The organism is Rhodococcus sp. NPDC004095 (assembly GCF_053604015.1).
Window position 1 is genome coordinate 38850 of record NZ_JBSGGS010000006.1, and the last position, 14340, is coordinate 53189.

13 protein-coding genes are annotated in these 14340 nt (G+C 70.0%); 3 read left to right on the plus strand and 10 right to left on the minus strand.

Annotation, left to right across the window (positions count from 1 at the left end):
• Nucleotides 1-70: 70 nt before the first annotated feature.
• The 6 genes from zomB to ACWEPG_RS13250 all read right to left on the minus strand — a co-directional run bounded on the left by zomB (nucleotide 71) and on the right by ACWEPG_RS13250 (nucleotide 7410).
• Nucleotides 71-1978, minus strand: coding sequence for a flagellar motor control protein ZomB (gene zomB / locus ACWEPG_RS13225; RefSeq protein WP_450112645.1), 1908 nt, complete (start codon nucleotides 1976-1978; stop codon nucleotides 71-73).
• The gene (locus ACWEPG_RS13230) at nucleotides 1956-2861 is read right to left on the minus strand and encodes a decaprenyl-phosphate phosphoribosyltransferase (protein WP_450112644.1); all 906 of its coding nucleotides are present in this window, start codon (nucleotides 2859-2861) and stop codon (nucleotides 1956-1958) included. The genes zomB and ACWEPG_RS13230 overlap by 23 nt, the downstream gene beginning before the upstream one ends.
• Nucleotides 2858-3328 (minus strand): phosphatase PAP2 family protein, encoded by a 471-nt coding sequence (locus ACWEPG_RS13235; protein ID WP_452594683.1) that lies wholly within the window; start codon nucleotides 3326-3328, stop codon nucleotides 2858-2860. Before ACWEPG_RS13235 ends, ACWEPG_RS13230 begins: the two co-directional genes overlap by 4 nt.
• 28 nt (nucleotides 3329-3356) lie before the next feature.
• On the minus strand, nucleotides 3357-5276 hold the full coding sequence (locus tag ACWEPG_RS13240; protein ID WP_450112642.1) for a glycosyltransferase: 1920 nt from the start codon (nucleotides 5274-5276) through the stop codon (nucleotides 3357-3359).
• A complete protein-coding gene (gene glf / locus ACWEPG_RS13245) occupies nucleotides 5273-6496 on the minus strand; it encodes a UDP-galactopyranose mutase (RefSeq protein WP_450112641.1) in 1224 nt (407 codons plus the stop codon). Before glf ends, ACWEPG_RS13240 begins: the two co-directional genes overlap by 4 nt.
• 164 nt (nucleotides 6497-6660) lie before the next feature.
• On the minus strand, nucleotides 6661-7410 hold the full coding sequence (locus ACWEPG_RS13250) for a TipAS antibiotic-recognition domain-containing protein (RefSeq protein WP_450112640.1): 750 nt from the start codon (nucleotides 7408-7410) through the stop codon (nucleotides 6661-6663).
• 86 nt (nucleotides 7411-7496) lie between these two features.
• On the opposite strand from ACWEPG_RS13250, the gene ACWEPG_RS13255 reads away from it, so the two are divergent.
• A complete protein-coding gene (locus ACWEPG_RS13255; RefSeq protein WP_452594555.1) occupies nucleotides 7497-8303 on the plus strand; it encodes an arylamine N-acetyltransferase family protein in 807 nt (268 codons plus the stop codon).
• A gap of 52 nt (nucleotides 8304-8355) precedes the next feature.
• Entirely contained in the window at nucleotides 8356-9102 is a 747-nt protein-coding gene (locus tag ACWEPG_RS13260) for a VIT1/CCC1 transporter family protein (RefSeq protein WP_450112638.1), read from the plus strand.
• On the opposite strand, the gene ACWEPG_RS13265 is transcribed toward ACWEPG_RS13260, so the two are convergent.
• A complete protein-coding gene (locus ACWEPG_RS13265; RefSeq protein ID WP_450112637.1) occupies nucleotides 9078-9659 on the minus strand; it encodes a TetR/AcrR family transcriptional regulator in 582 nt (193 codons plus the stop codon). The genes ACWEPG_RS13260 and ACWEPG_RS13265 overlap by 25 nt on opposite strands.
• Nucleotides 9656-10891: a cytochrome P450 gene (locus tag ACWEPG_RS13270; RefSeq protein WP_450112636.1), complete on the minus strand. Its 1236-nt coding sequence runs from the start codon at nucleotides 10889-10891 to the stop codon at nucleotides 9656-9658. Before ACWEPG_RS13270 ends, ACWEPG_RS13265 begins: the two co-directional genes overlap by 4 nt.
• Nucleotides 10892-11023: 132 nt before the next feature.
• On the opposite strand from ACWEPG_RS13270, the gene ACWEPG_RS13275 reads away from it, so the two are divergent.
• The gene (locus tag ACWEPG_RS13275; RefSeq protein ID WP_452594556.1) at nucleotides 11024-12448 is read left to right on the plus strand and encodes a lipase family protein; all 1425 of its coding nucleotides are present in this window, start codon (nucleotides 11024-11026) and stop codon (nucleotides 12446-12448) included.
• Between the two features lie 3 nt (nucleotides 12449-12451).
• On the opposite strand, the gene ACWEPG_RS13280 is transcribed toward ACWEPG_RS13275, so the two are convergent.
• Nucleotides 12452-13096 carry a TetR/AcrR family transcriptional regulator gene (locus ACWEPG_RS13280; protein ID WP_450112634.1) on the minus strand — a complete coding sequence of 215 codons (645 nt, stop codon included), beginning with the start codon at nucleotides 13094-13096 and terminating at the stop codon, nucleotides 12452-12454.
• A 32-nt stretch (nucleotides 13097-13128) separates the two neighbouring features.
• Complete coding sequence (locus ACWEPG_RS13285; protein ID WP_452594557.1) at nucleotides 13129-14325, minus strand: serine hydrolase domain-containing protein; 1197 nt, start codon at nucleotides 14323-14325, stop codon at nucleotides 13129-13131.
• Nucleotides 14326-14340: the final 15 nt, after the last annotated feature.

A 14340-nucleotide genomic window follows, 5' to 3' on the forward strand; every position in this document is an offset into this window, starting at 1 on the left:
ACACGTCAGTAACATCGCTGACCGTCGCCCAGCGTTACACAAACGTGATGTAGCCACCATGTGAGCTGTCCTACCGCTCCGGCGGCATGGTCAGCCCGCACCGCTGGATCTCGTAGGCGGGAACCCGGTCGATGCGGTACCCGGCGTAGTGGAACGCCCGTTTGAAGTTTCGGATGAAAAGCGGCCGGTTCAGCTCGCCCCGCGACGACGCCAGCAACTCCTGGGTGTCCGGACAGGTGAGCGCCACCTGGGCCTGTGCCACCCAGTTCTCGTCGAGGTACCAGGGCAGCCACGGGTGGACGTCCACCATGCCGGTGTCGGCGACCACCCAGTCCGGATAGAGGGCCTTGTCGTGCCCGATCCGGCCGTCCCCGAGGCGCTCGGTGTGCGCGGCCAGCGGGTACGCCAGACCCATCTGGTCGATGACCTTCACGTCCAGCCCGACGTTCATGCTCGTCATGCCGAGGTTGAGGAAGAACACCGTGTGACCGGCCCCTCCCTCGGGGATCGGCGCCGGCGGCGGGACGAGATCCCAGTAGGTGTAGTAGGCGGCAGGCAGCAGCAGTCCGCCGTCGGGGGTGTTGTTGATCGTCTCGACCATCGCCCGCATCCGCGGGTAGTCGAGGTAGTCCTCGGCCCGGATCGGGTGAGCGTGCCCGGTGTTGAGGACATAGAAGTTGCGTTCGTCGACGATGCCCGACTTTCCGACGACCGTGCCGTTCGGCATGCCCTGCGCGGTCGAGGCAACGACCGCCCACACCACCGTCGCGAGCCAGGCCAGCGAACCCGCCGCGAACAGTGCGGTGGCCGGGGTGCGGCCCCACTGGTCGCGCCGCGGCACCCGCACCGGCAGCACGGCGATCGGCAGGATGAGACAGAACAGCACCGGCAGCAGCACCCGGCCGTGCATGAAGTCGCCACCGACCCGCACCGAGTAGATGCCGAGCAGCAGGCCCGTCCCGACGAAAAGCAGCACCACCGCCGACGGTGTGTGCAGGCGGGCGAGACCGGTCGCGCCGACCCGGTCGCCGGGCAGACCGAGCCCGAAACGCCGGTACGCAAGCCACCCGAGGTAGCCGCCGACGATCGCCAGCGGCAACCACAGCCAGTACGGCCCGACGAGGTTCCACAGGTAGGTCAGGCCCTGCGCCCACTTGGCGCCGCCCGCGTCCTTGGACACCGCGGTGTTCGGATAGGGCAGGCCGTAGTAGCCCATCCGCCAGATCTGGTACCCGACCGGGACCGCGCCGGCGACCACGACGATCGACGCGCGCATCCGCCAGGTACCGGGCGTCAGGAACAGCATCAGCAGCACCAGGGCGGCCAGGACGACCATCTCGGGTCGGACCAGCGGCCCGAGCCCGGCGATGAACGCGAGCACCAGCACCCGGCCGGGGGACGGGTCGCGCTGGGACCACTGCACCATCAGCAGCCACAGCACCGCGATCCAGCAGATGACCAGGCAGCTCTCCAGACCGGAGGTCGCGAAGTCGCGGGCCGGAGGCACCGCGATGTAGGCGAGCGCCCCGGCGGGCAGCAGCAGCGTCCCGGCGGTGCTCGCCGGGCCCCGCCCCCGCCACAGCGCGGCGGTCCCGACCATCGCCAGCACCACTGCCGCGACCGAGAGCACCAGCGCCAGCGTCAGCACGACGTATTCGAGCCGGATGTGGGTGAGCCAGCCGAACGCGTAGATCAGATACGTCCACAGGGTGCTGGTGTTCGCCTCGACCCGTTCACCCGCGTTGAACACCGGCCCGTTGCCCGCAAGGAGGTTGCGCACGGTGCGCAGCACGATCAGCCCGTCGTCGGCGATCCAGCGGCGCTGCCACGCACCCCAGAAGAACAGGGCACCGGTGATCACGACCCCGCCGAGATAGACGAGCCGCGCCACCGGCGCCGAGACGGTCTCCGACTCGTCGTGGGCGGGTGGCGCGTGCTCCTCGGCGCGGCCGATGTCAGGCGATGTAGACAGCGACACCCACCACTCCGATCCACGCGAGCGCGAGGAACTGCAGTACCCGGTCGTGCAGCGCGATCTCCTCCGGCTCACCGGCCTCGCCGCCGTCGATGTCGACGGCGTACCGCAGGATCGCGACGGTGAACGGGATCATCGAGATGGCGAACCAGTTCGACCCGGTGGCCTGGTCGCGCTCGAAGGCCCACAGCCCGTAGCAGATCACCACCGCGGTCGCGGCGAGCGTCCAGACGAACCGCAGGTAGGTGGCGGTGTAGTACTCGAGGGACTTGCGGATCTTCGCGCCGGTGCGTTCGGCGAGCTGCAGTTCGGCGTATCGCTTGCCCGCGGCCATGAACAGCGAGCCGAACGCCATGATCAGCAGGAACCACTGCGACAGCGGGATCTCGGCGGCCACGCCACCTGCGATCGCGCGGATCAGGAAGCCCGAGGACACGATGCAGATGTCGAGCACGGCCTGGTGCTTGAGCCCGAAGCAGTAGGCCAGCTGGATGACGATGTAGACCGCCATGACCAGCGCCAGCTGCCAGTTGGCGACGAACGACAGCAGGATCGAGCCGGCCAGCAGGACGACCGCCATGCCGTAGGCCATGTTGACGGGCAGCACCCCGGCCGCGATGGGCCGGAACCGCTTGGTGGGGTGCTGGCGGTCGGCCTCGACGTCCATCGCGTCGTTGACGAGGTAGATGCCCGATGCGGCCATGCAGAACACCACGAACGCCAGCGCGACCGGCAGCAGGACGTCGGCCTCGGTGACCGAGCCCGCGGCCAGTGGTGCGGCGAGGACCAGAACGTTCTTCACCCACTGGCGCGGGCGGACCGCCTTGACGATTCCCGCGGCCAGCGACTTCGGGGCGGCAGTGACCTCGGTCGGGTGCTCGCTCATCTCTCTCCAAACTTCCGCTCGGCGCGCAGCAGCGCTGCGGCCGAGGCTGCTCCCAGGGCGGACCCGGCAAGCACGTCGGTCGGGTAGTGCACGCCCAGCACGAGCCGCGACAGCAGCATCGGGGGCACGAGCACCGCGGGCAAGGGTAGCCCGGTCAGCCGACCGAGCAGCACGGCGGCGGCGGTCGTCGAGGTGGCGTGGGAGGACGGGAAGCTCAGCTTGCTCGGCGTCGATACGTTGACCTGCACGGACGGGTCGTTCGGCCGGGGCCGGCGGACCACCCGCTTGATCACGATGGACGCGGCGTGTGCGCCAACCGCACCGACGGCGACCCCCGCCCACTGCCGGCGGCGGGGCCGGTCGAGCGCGGCACCGACACCGGCGACCGCGACCCAGCCGAGGGCGTGCTCACCGAAGTGGGACATCCCGCGCGCGGCCTTGATCACGGCGGGGTTCGCGCCGATCATGGACTGCACCTGGTTGAGGACCTTGACCTCAGATGCCGAAGACACGCTCCCACCTCTCCTTACTGGTCAGCGACGGCACCGCCGCGGCGTACTCGCGCTTGAGATCGGGGAACCGGCGGGCCAGTTCGCGACGCAGTCGCATGGCCTCCTTGAGCAGCCCCCACGCCTGCCGGGGGTCACGCTTGCGGTAGACGACGCCGCGCCCGTCCGCGGTGGTGACGGTGACGCCGTCGACCTGCGAGAGCAGGAACCAGCGGGCGTCGAGCGTCGGCACGTTCAGCTGTGGGCGCTCGTGGTGCTCGTCGTTCGCGGGAGTCGCATTGTGCACCAGCCCCTTCCCGAGCCGAACCAGCTTGGCGAGCGGGTTGCCGGGCTCACCGACGGCGCCGACGCCGGCACCGGACGGCAGCGGCAGATCCGTCGACGACGGCAGCACCACGGCGTCCGGGTACTCCCGGCGCATCGCGTGGACCTCGCCGAGGGCGGTGGGCAGCAGGTCGAAGATGTGCTCCGGACCGCCGAGGAAGTCGCGGATCGCCTGGTTCTGGATCGCGACGGTGGAGTACTCGAGGCACAGCAGGTGCTTGAGCGTCGCCTTGACCGTGTTCACGACCAGACCGCGGCCGTTGCCGGGCATGTGCAGGGAGGCGACCACGAGCCGGTTGCGCAGGTGGAAGTACGCCTGCCAGTCGATCGCGTCGTCCTTGTCGGACCAGGCCATGTGCCAGATCGCGGCGCCGGGCATGGTCACCGTCGGATAGCCGGCGGCGCGGGCCCGCAAGCCGTACTCGGCGTCGTCCCACTTGATGAACAGCGGCAGCGGCTGGCCGATCTCCTCCGCGACGACGCGCGGGATCATGCACATCCACCAGCCGTTGAAGTCGACGTCGATGCGCCGGTGCAGCAGCTTCGAGTTCTCCCGGTCACTGAGCGGGTACTTGGAGAAGTCGTGGTCGTACTCGACGTTCGGGGCGGCGGACCACATGAAGATCGAGCGGTCGACGACCTCGCCCATCGTGTGCAGGTGACTGCGTTCCTGCAGGTTGAGCATCTGCCCGCCGACGAGCATCGGGGACTTCGCGAACCGGGACATCGCCAGCGCCCGCAGGATCGAGTCGGGCTCGATCTCGATGTCGTCGTCCATGAACAGGATGTGTTCGCAGTCGGTGGTCTTCAGCGCCTCGTACATGACGCGGCTGTAGCCGCCGGAACCGCCGAGGTTGGCCTGGTCGTGGATCGCGAGGCGGTCGCCCAGGACGGCGGCGGCCTCGGTGAACCCGGGCTCGTCGCGGACCTTGCGGGTGCCCTGGTCCGGGATGATGACGGCGTCGATCACACCGAGCACCAGCGGGTCCGAACCGAGCGCGGTGAGCGCCTTGACGCAGTCGGTGGGCCGGTTGAAGGTCGGGATGCCGACGGCGACGCGGCCGGCGCCGGGCGCCTCGATCGGGGCGTACCAGCCGGCGGCGACGAGCTCGACCTCGGTGTCGGTGGTGATGTCGAACCAGATCCAGCCGCCGTCCTCGAACGGCGCGAGCTCCACCTCGAACTCCACGGTCGCCGACTGCGCGTCACCGCGGAACTCCTTGCCCTGCACGTGGATACGCGAGGAATCTGCCTTGGAGCGGTAGACGTCGACGCGGCCGTGCCCGGACAGTTCCAGTCGCAGCACCACCGACGTCAGCACGCTCCACCGGCGCCAGTAGCTGGCTGGGAACGCGTTGAAGTAACTGCACATCGACACCTCGGACTCGGCGCCCAGTGCCAGTGCGGTGCGCGAGAGCGAGTGCGCCCGCCCGGCATTGGTCGGCGACTCCTCCAGGTAGAGGGTGCGCACGTCGAGCGGCTCCCCGGCACGCGGGAGGATCACCCGCTGCAGCAGCGCCTTGCCGAGCAGGCCGTGGTCGTCGAACAGGGTGTCCTGTTCGACCAGGTTCTTCGAGCTCATTCGCCGGTCCCGCCCGCGAGCGGCGCGCCCGACTCGAGGTGCGGGCGCAGCGTGTTGTCGAACATGCTCAGCGCGCTCGCGATGGCCATGTGCATGTCCAGGTACTGGTAGGTGCCGAGGCGGCCGCCGAACAGCACCTTCGAGTTCTCGGTCTCCGCCTTCGCCCGCAGCCGGTACGCCTCGAGCTTGGACCGGTCCTCGGGGGTGTTGATCGGGTAGTACGGCTCGTCGGTGGACTCGGCGAACCGGGAGAACTCGCGCATGATGACCGTCTTGTCGGCCGGGTAGGTGGTGCGCTCCGGGTGGAAGTGCCGGAACTCGTGGATGCGGGTGTACGGGACGTCCGCGTCGTTGTAGTTCATCACCGGGGTGCCCTGGAAGTCGCCGGTCGGCAACACCTCGGTCTCGAAGTCGAGGGTGCGCCAGCCCAGCTCGCCGTCCGCGTAGTCGAAGTACCGGTCCAGCGGGCCGGTGTAGACGACCGGGGCGTCGGGGCTCGCGGCGCGCAGCTCGTCACGGACGTCGAACCAGTCCGTGTTCAGGCGCACCTCGATGTTCGAGTCCTTCGCCATGTTCTCCAGCCACGCGGTGTAGCCGTCGACGGGCAGGCCCTCGTAGGTGTCGTTGAAGTACCGGTTGTCGAAGGTGTACCGCACCGGCAGCCGCGTGATGTTGCCCGCGGGCAGGTTCTTCGGATCGGTCTGCCACTGCTTGGCGGTGTAGTCCCGGACGAACGCCTCGTACAGGGGGCGGCCGATCAGCGAGATCGCCTTCTCCTCGAGGTTGTTCGCGTCCTTCGTGTCGATCTCGGCGGACTGTTCGGCGATCAGCGCGCGCGCCTCGTCCGGGGTGAAGTACTTCCCGAAGAACTGCGACACCAGACCCAGGCCCATCGGGAACTGGTACGCCTGCCCCTTGTGCATCGCGAAGACGCGGTGCTGGTAGCCGGTGAAGTCGGTGAACTGGTTGACGTAGTCCCAGACCCGCTTGTTCGAGGTGTGGAACAGGTGCGCCCCGTACTGGTGGACCTCGATACCCGTCTCCGGCTCGGCCTCCGAGTAGGCGTTGCCGCCGATGTGGTGCCGACGATCGAGGACGAGCACACGCTTGCCGAGCTGTGTCGCCGCCCGTTCGGCGATGGTGAGTCCGAAGAATCCGGACCCGACGATGATCAGGTCGTATTGGCCGGGGGTCGCGGAGCCTGGGGATACGGAGGTCACGGGCAACCAGGGTATCGGACCCGGCGGCGGCGCCGCCTGTGTGTGCGGCGGCGGCGCCGCACGTGCGTGCGGCCGCGGCGCCGCCCGTGCGTGCCTCTGGTGGCCGGGACCACCAGAAACGCACCGGGCGCAGGGCGTCACGCGCCGTCGGCACGGCGATCCGCCTACTGCATGTATGCGTGAAGGGCATTTCGGACGAATTCGGCACCGGCGCGGCCGCCGTAGTTGGCGGCGAACCGCTCGTCCTCGACATACATGTCCGCGAGGCCGAGGACGTACTCGCGGACCGGGGCACCGCCGTACCCGGGCGTGCCGGGCACCGCGGCCAGCCATTCGACGTGCCTGCGGGCCAGGTCCTGCGCCTGCGGGCCGTCGGGGGCGACGCCCGACGCGGCGGCCGCCGTCCAGTCCGCGCCGAGGCGTTCGGCGAGGGCCTTCCAGTCGCCGCGCTCCCCTGGAGACATCGACGTCCACCAGCGGTCGCTGTCGGCGTAGGCCTGCCGGCCCCACCGCTGCTCGACCTCCTCCTTGTACTGCGTGTGGTCGAAGCCGTCGAACATCTCGTTCGCCATCAGTGGTTCTCCGTTCCGTGTCTTGCGCAGGGTGGTGCGCACCGAGTCGATCTGGCGGCCGAGTCGCTCGCGTTCGCGTTCGAGCAGTTCCAGGTGGGTGCGCAGGGCGGCGGCGGTGTCCCGCTGCCCGGCGAGGACCTCCCCGATCGCGTCCAGCCCGAGCCCGAGTTCCCGGAGCAGCAGGATCCGTTGCAGCCGGACCAGGGCGTCCTGGTCGTAGTAGCGGTACCCGTTGGCACCGATGCGGCTCGGCGTCAGCAGTCCGCGGTCGCCGTAATGCCGCAGGGTGCGGCTGGTGGTGCCGGCCGCCTTGGCCAGCTCCTGGATCGACCATTCGTTCATGTCGACAAGCGTGCAGGTTGACGCTGCGTCAATGTCAAGGCGGCTGCGTCACCCGCGCGGCCGCAGGGCCGCATAGCGTGGCCGCCGTGACCTTCGACCTCGACGCGTACCTGTCCCGGATCGGCTACGACGGCGCCCGGACGCCCACTCGCCCGACGCTCGACGCGATCGCGGCCCACCACACCCGCACGATCCCGTTCGAGAACCTCGACCCGTTCCTCGGCACCCCGAACCGGTTGGACCTGGCGTCGTTGCAGGCCAAGCTCGTCGACGGTGGCCGCGGCGGCTACTGCTTCGAGCACGGCCTGCTACTGCGGGCGGCGCTGCTCGATCTCGGTTTCACGGTCACTGCGCTCGCCGCGCGGGTGCTGTGGGGGTCGGACATCGACGCGATCACCGGCCGCACCCACATGCTCCTGCTCGTGGATCTGGGTGACGAGCGGCGGGTGATCGACACCGGGTTCGGCGGCATGACCCTGACCGGGACGCTCCGGCTCGAGCAGGACACCGTGCAGCCGACGCCACTGGAGCCGTTCCGGCTGGTCGACCTGGACGGCGACTGGGCGATGCAGGCACGCGTCGAAGACGAGTGGCGCACCACCTACCGGTTCGACCTGCACCCCCAGCACCCGATCGACTACGAGCCGACCAACTGGTACCTGTCGACGTGGCCGCAGTCCCGGTTCGTCACCGGGCTGATGGCAGCCCGCGCCACCCCCGACCGCCGGTTCGCGCTCGCGGGCCGTCGGCTGACGGTCCATCACGCGGACGGCGCGACGGAGCGGCGAGTGATCGCCGACGCCGGGGAGTTTCGCGAGGTCCTCGAGCGGGACCTGCTGATCGACACGTCCGGGCTGTCGGGGCTGGACGCCGCGTTCGACCGACTGCCGTAGGCCAGCCTTACATTGCTGGCCGGATTCGGTTGAGGCCGATAGCGTTTCCGGCATGAGCGCCTCAGTGCACACACCGAACGACGGCGACCCCTCCGATCCTAGCCACCCGTCCGAACCGCACGGCCAGGGCCTGAACGCGAAGCTGAACTGGCTGCGGGCGGGCGTGCTCGGCGCGAACGACGGCATCGTCTCGACAGCGGGTCTCGTGGTCGGCGTCGCGGCCGCGACCGTGGACCGCGGCGCGATCTTCACGGCAGGCATGGCCGGCCTGGCCGCGGGTGCGGTGTCGATGGCACTCGGCGAGTACGTGTCGGTGAGCACCCAGCGTGACACCGAACGGGCGCTGCTCGCGAAGGAGCGCGCCGAGCTGCGTGAGGTTCCCGACGCCGAACTGCAGGAGCTGACGGTCCTGTACGAGGCGAAGGGCCTGTCCCCCGCCACCGCGCGGACGGTCGCCGAGGAGCTGACCGCGCACGACGCGTTCGCCGCGCACGCGGACGCCGAGCTGGGCATCGACCCGGACGAGCTGACCAATCCGTGGCAGGCGGCGGGTTCGTCGGCGGTGTCGTTCACGATCGGTGCGCTGCTGCCGCTGATCGCCATCCTCGCGACCCCGGCGACCGTGCGCATTCCGGTCACGTTCGCGGCGGTCCTGGTCGCCCTGGCGCTGACCGGAAGCCTCAGCGCCCGGCTCGGCGGAGCGCGGCGCGGACGGGCGGTGCTGCGGGTGGTGATCGGCGGCGCCCTCGCGATGATCGTGACCTACGCCATCGGTCAGGCGTTCGGCACGTTCGCCTGACGCGGCACGAGCGCCGGCACCACGAACTGTTCGACCATCGCCCGTTCGTCCTCGGCGTCGAGGCCGGGAACGGTGAGCAGCGAGACGATCACCCGCACCACCCAGCGCGCCTGCCGAGGCAGCTCGCCGACACCGCCGCGTGCGGCGTCGGCGAGGAACGTCACCCCGAGCACCTCGATCACCTCGGAGGTGCTCGCCAGCTCCGAGGCGATACCGGCATCCCCGACCGCGAACCACACTGCGAGCGTGGGTGTTTCGCGAACCCTCCGGACCGCGGCGAGGATCGCCTCGGTGATTCGCTGCGCGGGGTCGACGATCGACGCGACGTCGGCGACGACCCGCTCACCGACCCGCCGGGCCTCCCGGTGCACGAATGCCCGGTGCAGGGCCTGCCGGCCGTCGAAGTAGCGGTACAGCGTGGCCCGGGAGCAGCCCGCCGCCTTGGCGATCTCCCCCATCCCGGTGGTCGCGACCCCGCGCTGCACGAACAGGTCCGCGGCCGCGTCGAGGATCTTCTCGGCGGCGGCCTCGGACCTCTCGTCCCGCAACCAGGTCACGAGCGCACCCGGAACGGCACGTGCATCGGGCGGCGGACGTAATTGCCCGGGGCGTAGACGATTCCGTCGACGTCGACCTCGAAGTCGGGGCACCGGGCGAGGAGTTCCTCGAGCGCGACGCGGGCCTGCATCCGGGCGGCCGCGGCGCCGAGGCAGTGGTGCCCACCGTGGCTGAAGGTCATGATCTGCCGCGGCGCACGCAGCACGTTCAGTTCCTCCGCGTCGTCCCCGTACATCCGCTGGTCGCGGTTCGCGGAACCGTAGACCAGCAAGGTCTTTCGTCCGGCCGGGATGGTGACGCCGTGCAGGTCGACGTCGCGGGTGGTGGTGCGGGCGAGCCCCTGCACCGGCGAGGTCAGCCGCAGCAGTTCATCGACGGCGTCCGGGATTCGGGACGGGTCCTCGAGCAGCAGCGCCCGCTGGTCGCGGTGCAGGGTGAGCAGCGCCGACGAGCCGCCGAGCATGCCGGTGGTGGTGTCGTTGCCGCCGGTGACCATGGTGAACGCGAAGCCCAGGATCGACAGCAGCCCGGACATGTCGCCGTCGGCGCCCATCCCGGCGGACACCAGGTGCGAGATGGTGTCGTCGCCGAGGTCCCCTGCGGCTGCGTCCGCGTGCCTGCGGGCGATCAACTCCCCGAAGTACGCCATCAGCTCGCCGACCGCGTTGGCCGCTTCGAGCGGATCGCCGGTGGCATTGGCCGCGACGATCGCCTCGGTCCAGCCGTCGAACCGGCCCCGGTCCGCCTCCGGCACACCGAGATAGTGCGCGACCACCATGCTCGGCAGCGGCTTGAACAGTTCGGTGACGATGTCGCCCTCACCGGCCGCACGCAATCCCTCGAGGCGCTCGACGACGAACTCGCGCACCGCCGGCTCGACCGCCTCGACCTGCCGCGGCGTGAAGCCGCGGGCGACGAGTTTGCGGAAGTCGGTGTGCTGCGGCGGATCCTGCATCACCAGCGGTGGATTGTCGCGCAGGCCGATCTTGTCGAGCTCGCCGTAGCTGGTGGTCAGGCCGTCCGCCGACGAGAAGGTCTCGTGGTCGCGGGCCGCGGCGAACACGTCGGCGTGCCGGGTGAGCACCCAGTAGTCGTCGTGCGGCGCCGACGCGGGCACCACGTGGTGCACCGGGTCGTGGTCGCGCAGCGCCGCGTACATGCCGAACGGGTCGCGCCAGGTCTCCCCCGAGGGCGGTACGTACGCCGCCTTGCCGGACATAGTCGTCGTCATGTGTCGAGAGTGAGACACATTTAAGGATGTGTCAAGCCCGCACAGGGGGATTGTGCAGCCCGAGTCACATCGGTAGCCTCTGCGAGCATTATGTGAGACGAATGGGTCTCACATTGAGACGTGGGGGTAACGGTGGCGCAAACGCGGTGGGGACGGTTCGGTCGGGTGTGTGCGGTGGTGGCGGCGGCCGGTCTCGCCGTCGCTCTCGGCACCGGGGCGGCGGTCGCCGAGCCCGCGTGGCCACCGATCCCCGGACTCCCGGTCCCGCCGGAGCTCGACCCCGGCTTCTACGCGCCGCCGCGGGCCGCGTACGAGGCTCTCGCCCCGGGCGAGGTCATCGCGGTTCGACCGGTGACCGTCGCGAACCTCAGTGTTGTTCCGGTCAACGTCGACGCCTGGCAGCTGTCGTACCGCTCGACCGACACCCGGGGTGAGCCGGTCGCCGCCGTCACCACCGTGCTGAAACCGCGCGGCCCGGCGCGGGACGGTGGAAGGCTGGTTTCCTTCCAGATGGCCGAGGACTCGACCGCCCAATACTGCGCACCGTCGTATGCGCTGCAACTGGGTTCGGTACCGGCCCCGATCACCGGGTCTGCCGTGATCCCGGCGGAGTTCCTCTCCGCCCAAGCCGCGCTCGCGCAGGGCTGGACCGTGGCAGTGCCCGACTACCAGGGACCCAACTCGGCCTACGCCGCGGGCCCGCTCGGCGCCCGCCTGACCCTCGACGGTGTCCGGGCCGCGCAGCGGTTCGCCCCGCTCGAGCTCCCCGGTAACGACACCCGGGTCGGGCTGTGGGGCTACTCGGGTGGTGCGATCGCCACCGGCCACGCCGCCGAGCTTCACCCGAGCTACGCCCCCGAGTTGAACGTCGTCGGGGTCGCCATGGGTGGTGTCCCCGCCGACCTGTCGGCCCTGCTGAACAACGCCGACAACGCGGCGCCGGCCGGCCTGATCCTCGGTGCGGTGCTCGGCCTGGGCCGGGAGTACCCCGACTTCCAGCAGTTCCTCGACGAGCGGATGAACCCCCTCGGCCGTGCGTTGACCGCCGCCAAGAATCCGCTGTGCGTGGCGTACCACGCCGCGCTGGTTCCGTTCGCGAACAACAAGGGCATGCTCGACGTTCCCGGCGACCCGCTCGACGAGCCGGTGGTGCGCTCGGTCATCGACCGCACCCGGATGGGCGGATCGGTTCCGACCGCGCCGATGTACGTCTACCAGTCCAATCCCGACTGGATCGTCCCGGTGGGTCAGGTGAACACCCTCGTCGACGACTACTGCCGGGACCCGGCCGCGCGCGTGCAGTACACGCGCGACCACTTCAGCGAGCACCTCTCGCTGGAGGCGACCGCCGCGCCGAGCGCACTGCTGTGGATGCGCGACCGCCTCGCCGGCGCGCCGGTGGAGCCGGGCTGCCGGACCACCGACGTCGGGTCCATGGCCCTCGACCGGGCCGCGTGGCCGAACTTCACAGCCGCGGTCGGCGAGGTCGTCGCCGGGCTGTTCGGAAAGCCCGTCGGCGCCGATTCCCCGAGCAGGCCGGTCGGAGCAGGGGGCTGACGGTCACCGGTCCCGGTGGCGTTCGCCGACGAGCGCCACCAGGATCGTGCTCAGCACGCCGACGAGGTCCGTGACCGGCGGCCGCGGCTCGGTGATGCTCCACTGGTGCACCAGGCCGTTGACCGCGCCGATGAACGCGGTTGCCGACATCTCGTAGCCGCCGGGCGGACTGACCTCGGAACCGACGAGCGCGCCGATCAGCGTCTCGAACATCGCCGCCCACGCCCGCCGCTGGGCCAGCCGGTGCCGCTCGACCTGCTCGCTGACTCCCACCACTTCGACGAACGCGATCTTGGCCCGGCGGGCGTCGGTCCCGATGGTGGTCACGTACGCGGTCATCACCGTCGACGCGGCCTGCCACAGATCCGTCGACTCGACGGACTCGTACGCGGCCGCGATCGCGGCGCCCGCCTCCGCCTGGATCTGGTCGTACAGCGCGACCAGGACGTCCTCGCGACCGGAGAACTCCTCGTAGAACTGCCGCCGGGACAGCCCTGCCTCGGCGCAGACGTCGCTGATCGTGCTGTGCGCGTAGGACTTTTCGGCGAACACCGTCATTGCCGCGTCGAGGAACCGGGCCCGCCGCTCGGCGCGGCGCTCGGTGAGCGACCGGCCGGCATAGTTCCGACTCGAGTCCGCGGCATGCACCAGGCGAGCCTAGACCGTCTCAGGCGGAACGTTCACCCGACCAGCGTGCGGTAGACCGCCGTCTCGAAGTCGAGGTACCCGCCGAAGGACACCGCGTCGGCGAACGGCAGGATCTGTGTCCCCCAGATCCCGGCCACACCGTTCGTCCGATCGATCCAGTAGTACAGATTGGCCAGCCCGGCCCAACCGAGTGCGCCCGCGGGACGCCCGGTGGGCGCCTGCTCGTCGTTGACCATGAAGGTGTAGGACCACGACTTCGACTGCCCCGGAAAGAATTCCGCGGGATTGGTGTACTCCGGCTCGACCGCGCGGAACGCGGTGATCTTCCGGCCGCCCAGACCGTCCAGGACCGCTGCCTGCACCGTCTCCGGCCGGAGCACCCGGCCGCCGGGCCCGTCGCCGTCGTTGAGCCACATGCGCAGGAACTTCGCGTAGTCGCCCACCGTCGAGTACAGGCCGTGCCCGCCCATGTGCTGCTCCGGATCCTGTGGGAGCACCATGTCGTCGAGCGGCTCGAGTGCGCCGTCCGAGCCTCGCTGGTGGATCGAGGCACGCCGTCCGGTCATCGCCGCGGTCATGGTGAATGCGGTGTCGTGCATTCCGAGTGGGGCGAAGATCCGCTCGGCCATCACCTCACCGAGCCGCTTGCCGCGTACCGCCTCGACCACCCTGCCCGCCCAGTCGATGTTGGTTCCGTAGCTCCAGCCGTCGCCCGGATCGAACAGCAGCGGGGTCTGCAGCGCGGCCCGAGTCGCGGCGATCGGACTGACCAGGCCGTGTTCGGCGGCCAGCCGGTGATAGGTCTCATCGAAGAACGAGTAGCCGAATCCGGCGGTGTGCAGCAACAGCATTCGGGTGGTGATCTGGCGCTTCGGCGCCCTCAGGACGGGCTGTCCCTCGTGGTCGAAGCCGTCGATCACCTCGACCGCGCCGAGCTCAGGCACGTACGTGGACGCGGGGGCGTCGAGATCGACGAGCCCCTCCTCGACGCACTGGAGCACACTGGTGCCCGCCACCGCCTTCGTGGTCGAGAACATCGCGAGCACCGTGTCCGCCGTCATCGGGGTACCGGTGGATAATGACTGCACTCCGGCCGCGGAGGTGAACCGCGTCGACTCCCGATCGGTGACCGCGGCAACGACTCCCGGTACACGGCCGGTGATGTCGCCACTGGTGACCGCGTCCAGGAGGGGCGGCAGGGCGGCGTCGAGCGAATCGCACGTGAGCATGTCTGTCCCTTCGTC

Bases quoted from the DNA above. Each gene is read 5' to 3' on its own strand.
- ACWEPG_RS13270 (WP_450112636.1), bottom strand. From the start codon at position 10,891: ATGACGACGACTATGTCCGGCAAGGCGGCGTACGTACCGCCCTCGGGG.
- ACWEPG_RS13250 (WP_450112640.1), bottom strand. From the start codon at position 7,410: ATGAACGAATGGTCGATCCAGGAGCTGGCCAAGGCGGCCGGCACCACC.
- ACWEPG_RS13230 (WP_450112644.1), bottom strand. From the start codon at position 2,861: ATGAGCGAGCACCCGACCGAGGTCACTGCCGCCCCGAAGTCGCTGGCC.
- ACWEPG_RS13240 (WP_450112642.1), bottom strand. From the start codon at position 5,276: ATGAGCTCGAAGAACCTGGTCGAACAGGACACCCTGTTCGACGACCAC.
- ACWEPG_RS13260 (WP_450112638.1), top strand. From the start codon at position 8,356: ATGAGCGCCTCAGTGCACACACCGAACGACGGCGACCCCTCCGATCCT.
- ACWEPG_RS13285 (WP_452594557.1), bottom strand. From the start codon at position 14,325: ATGCTCACGTGCGATTCGCTCGACGCCGCCCTGCCGCCCCTCCTGGAC.
- ACWEPG_RS13235 (WP_452594683.1), bottom strand. From the start codon at position 3,328: ATGATCGGCGCGAACCCCGCCGTGATCAAGGCCGCGCGCGGGATGTCC.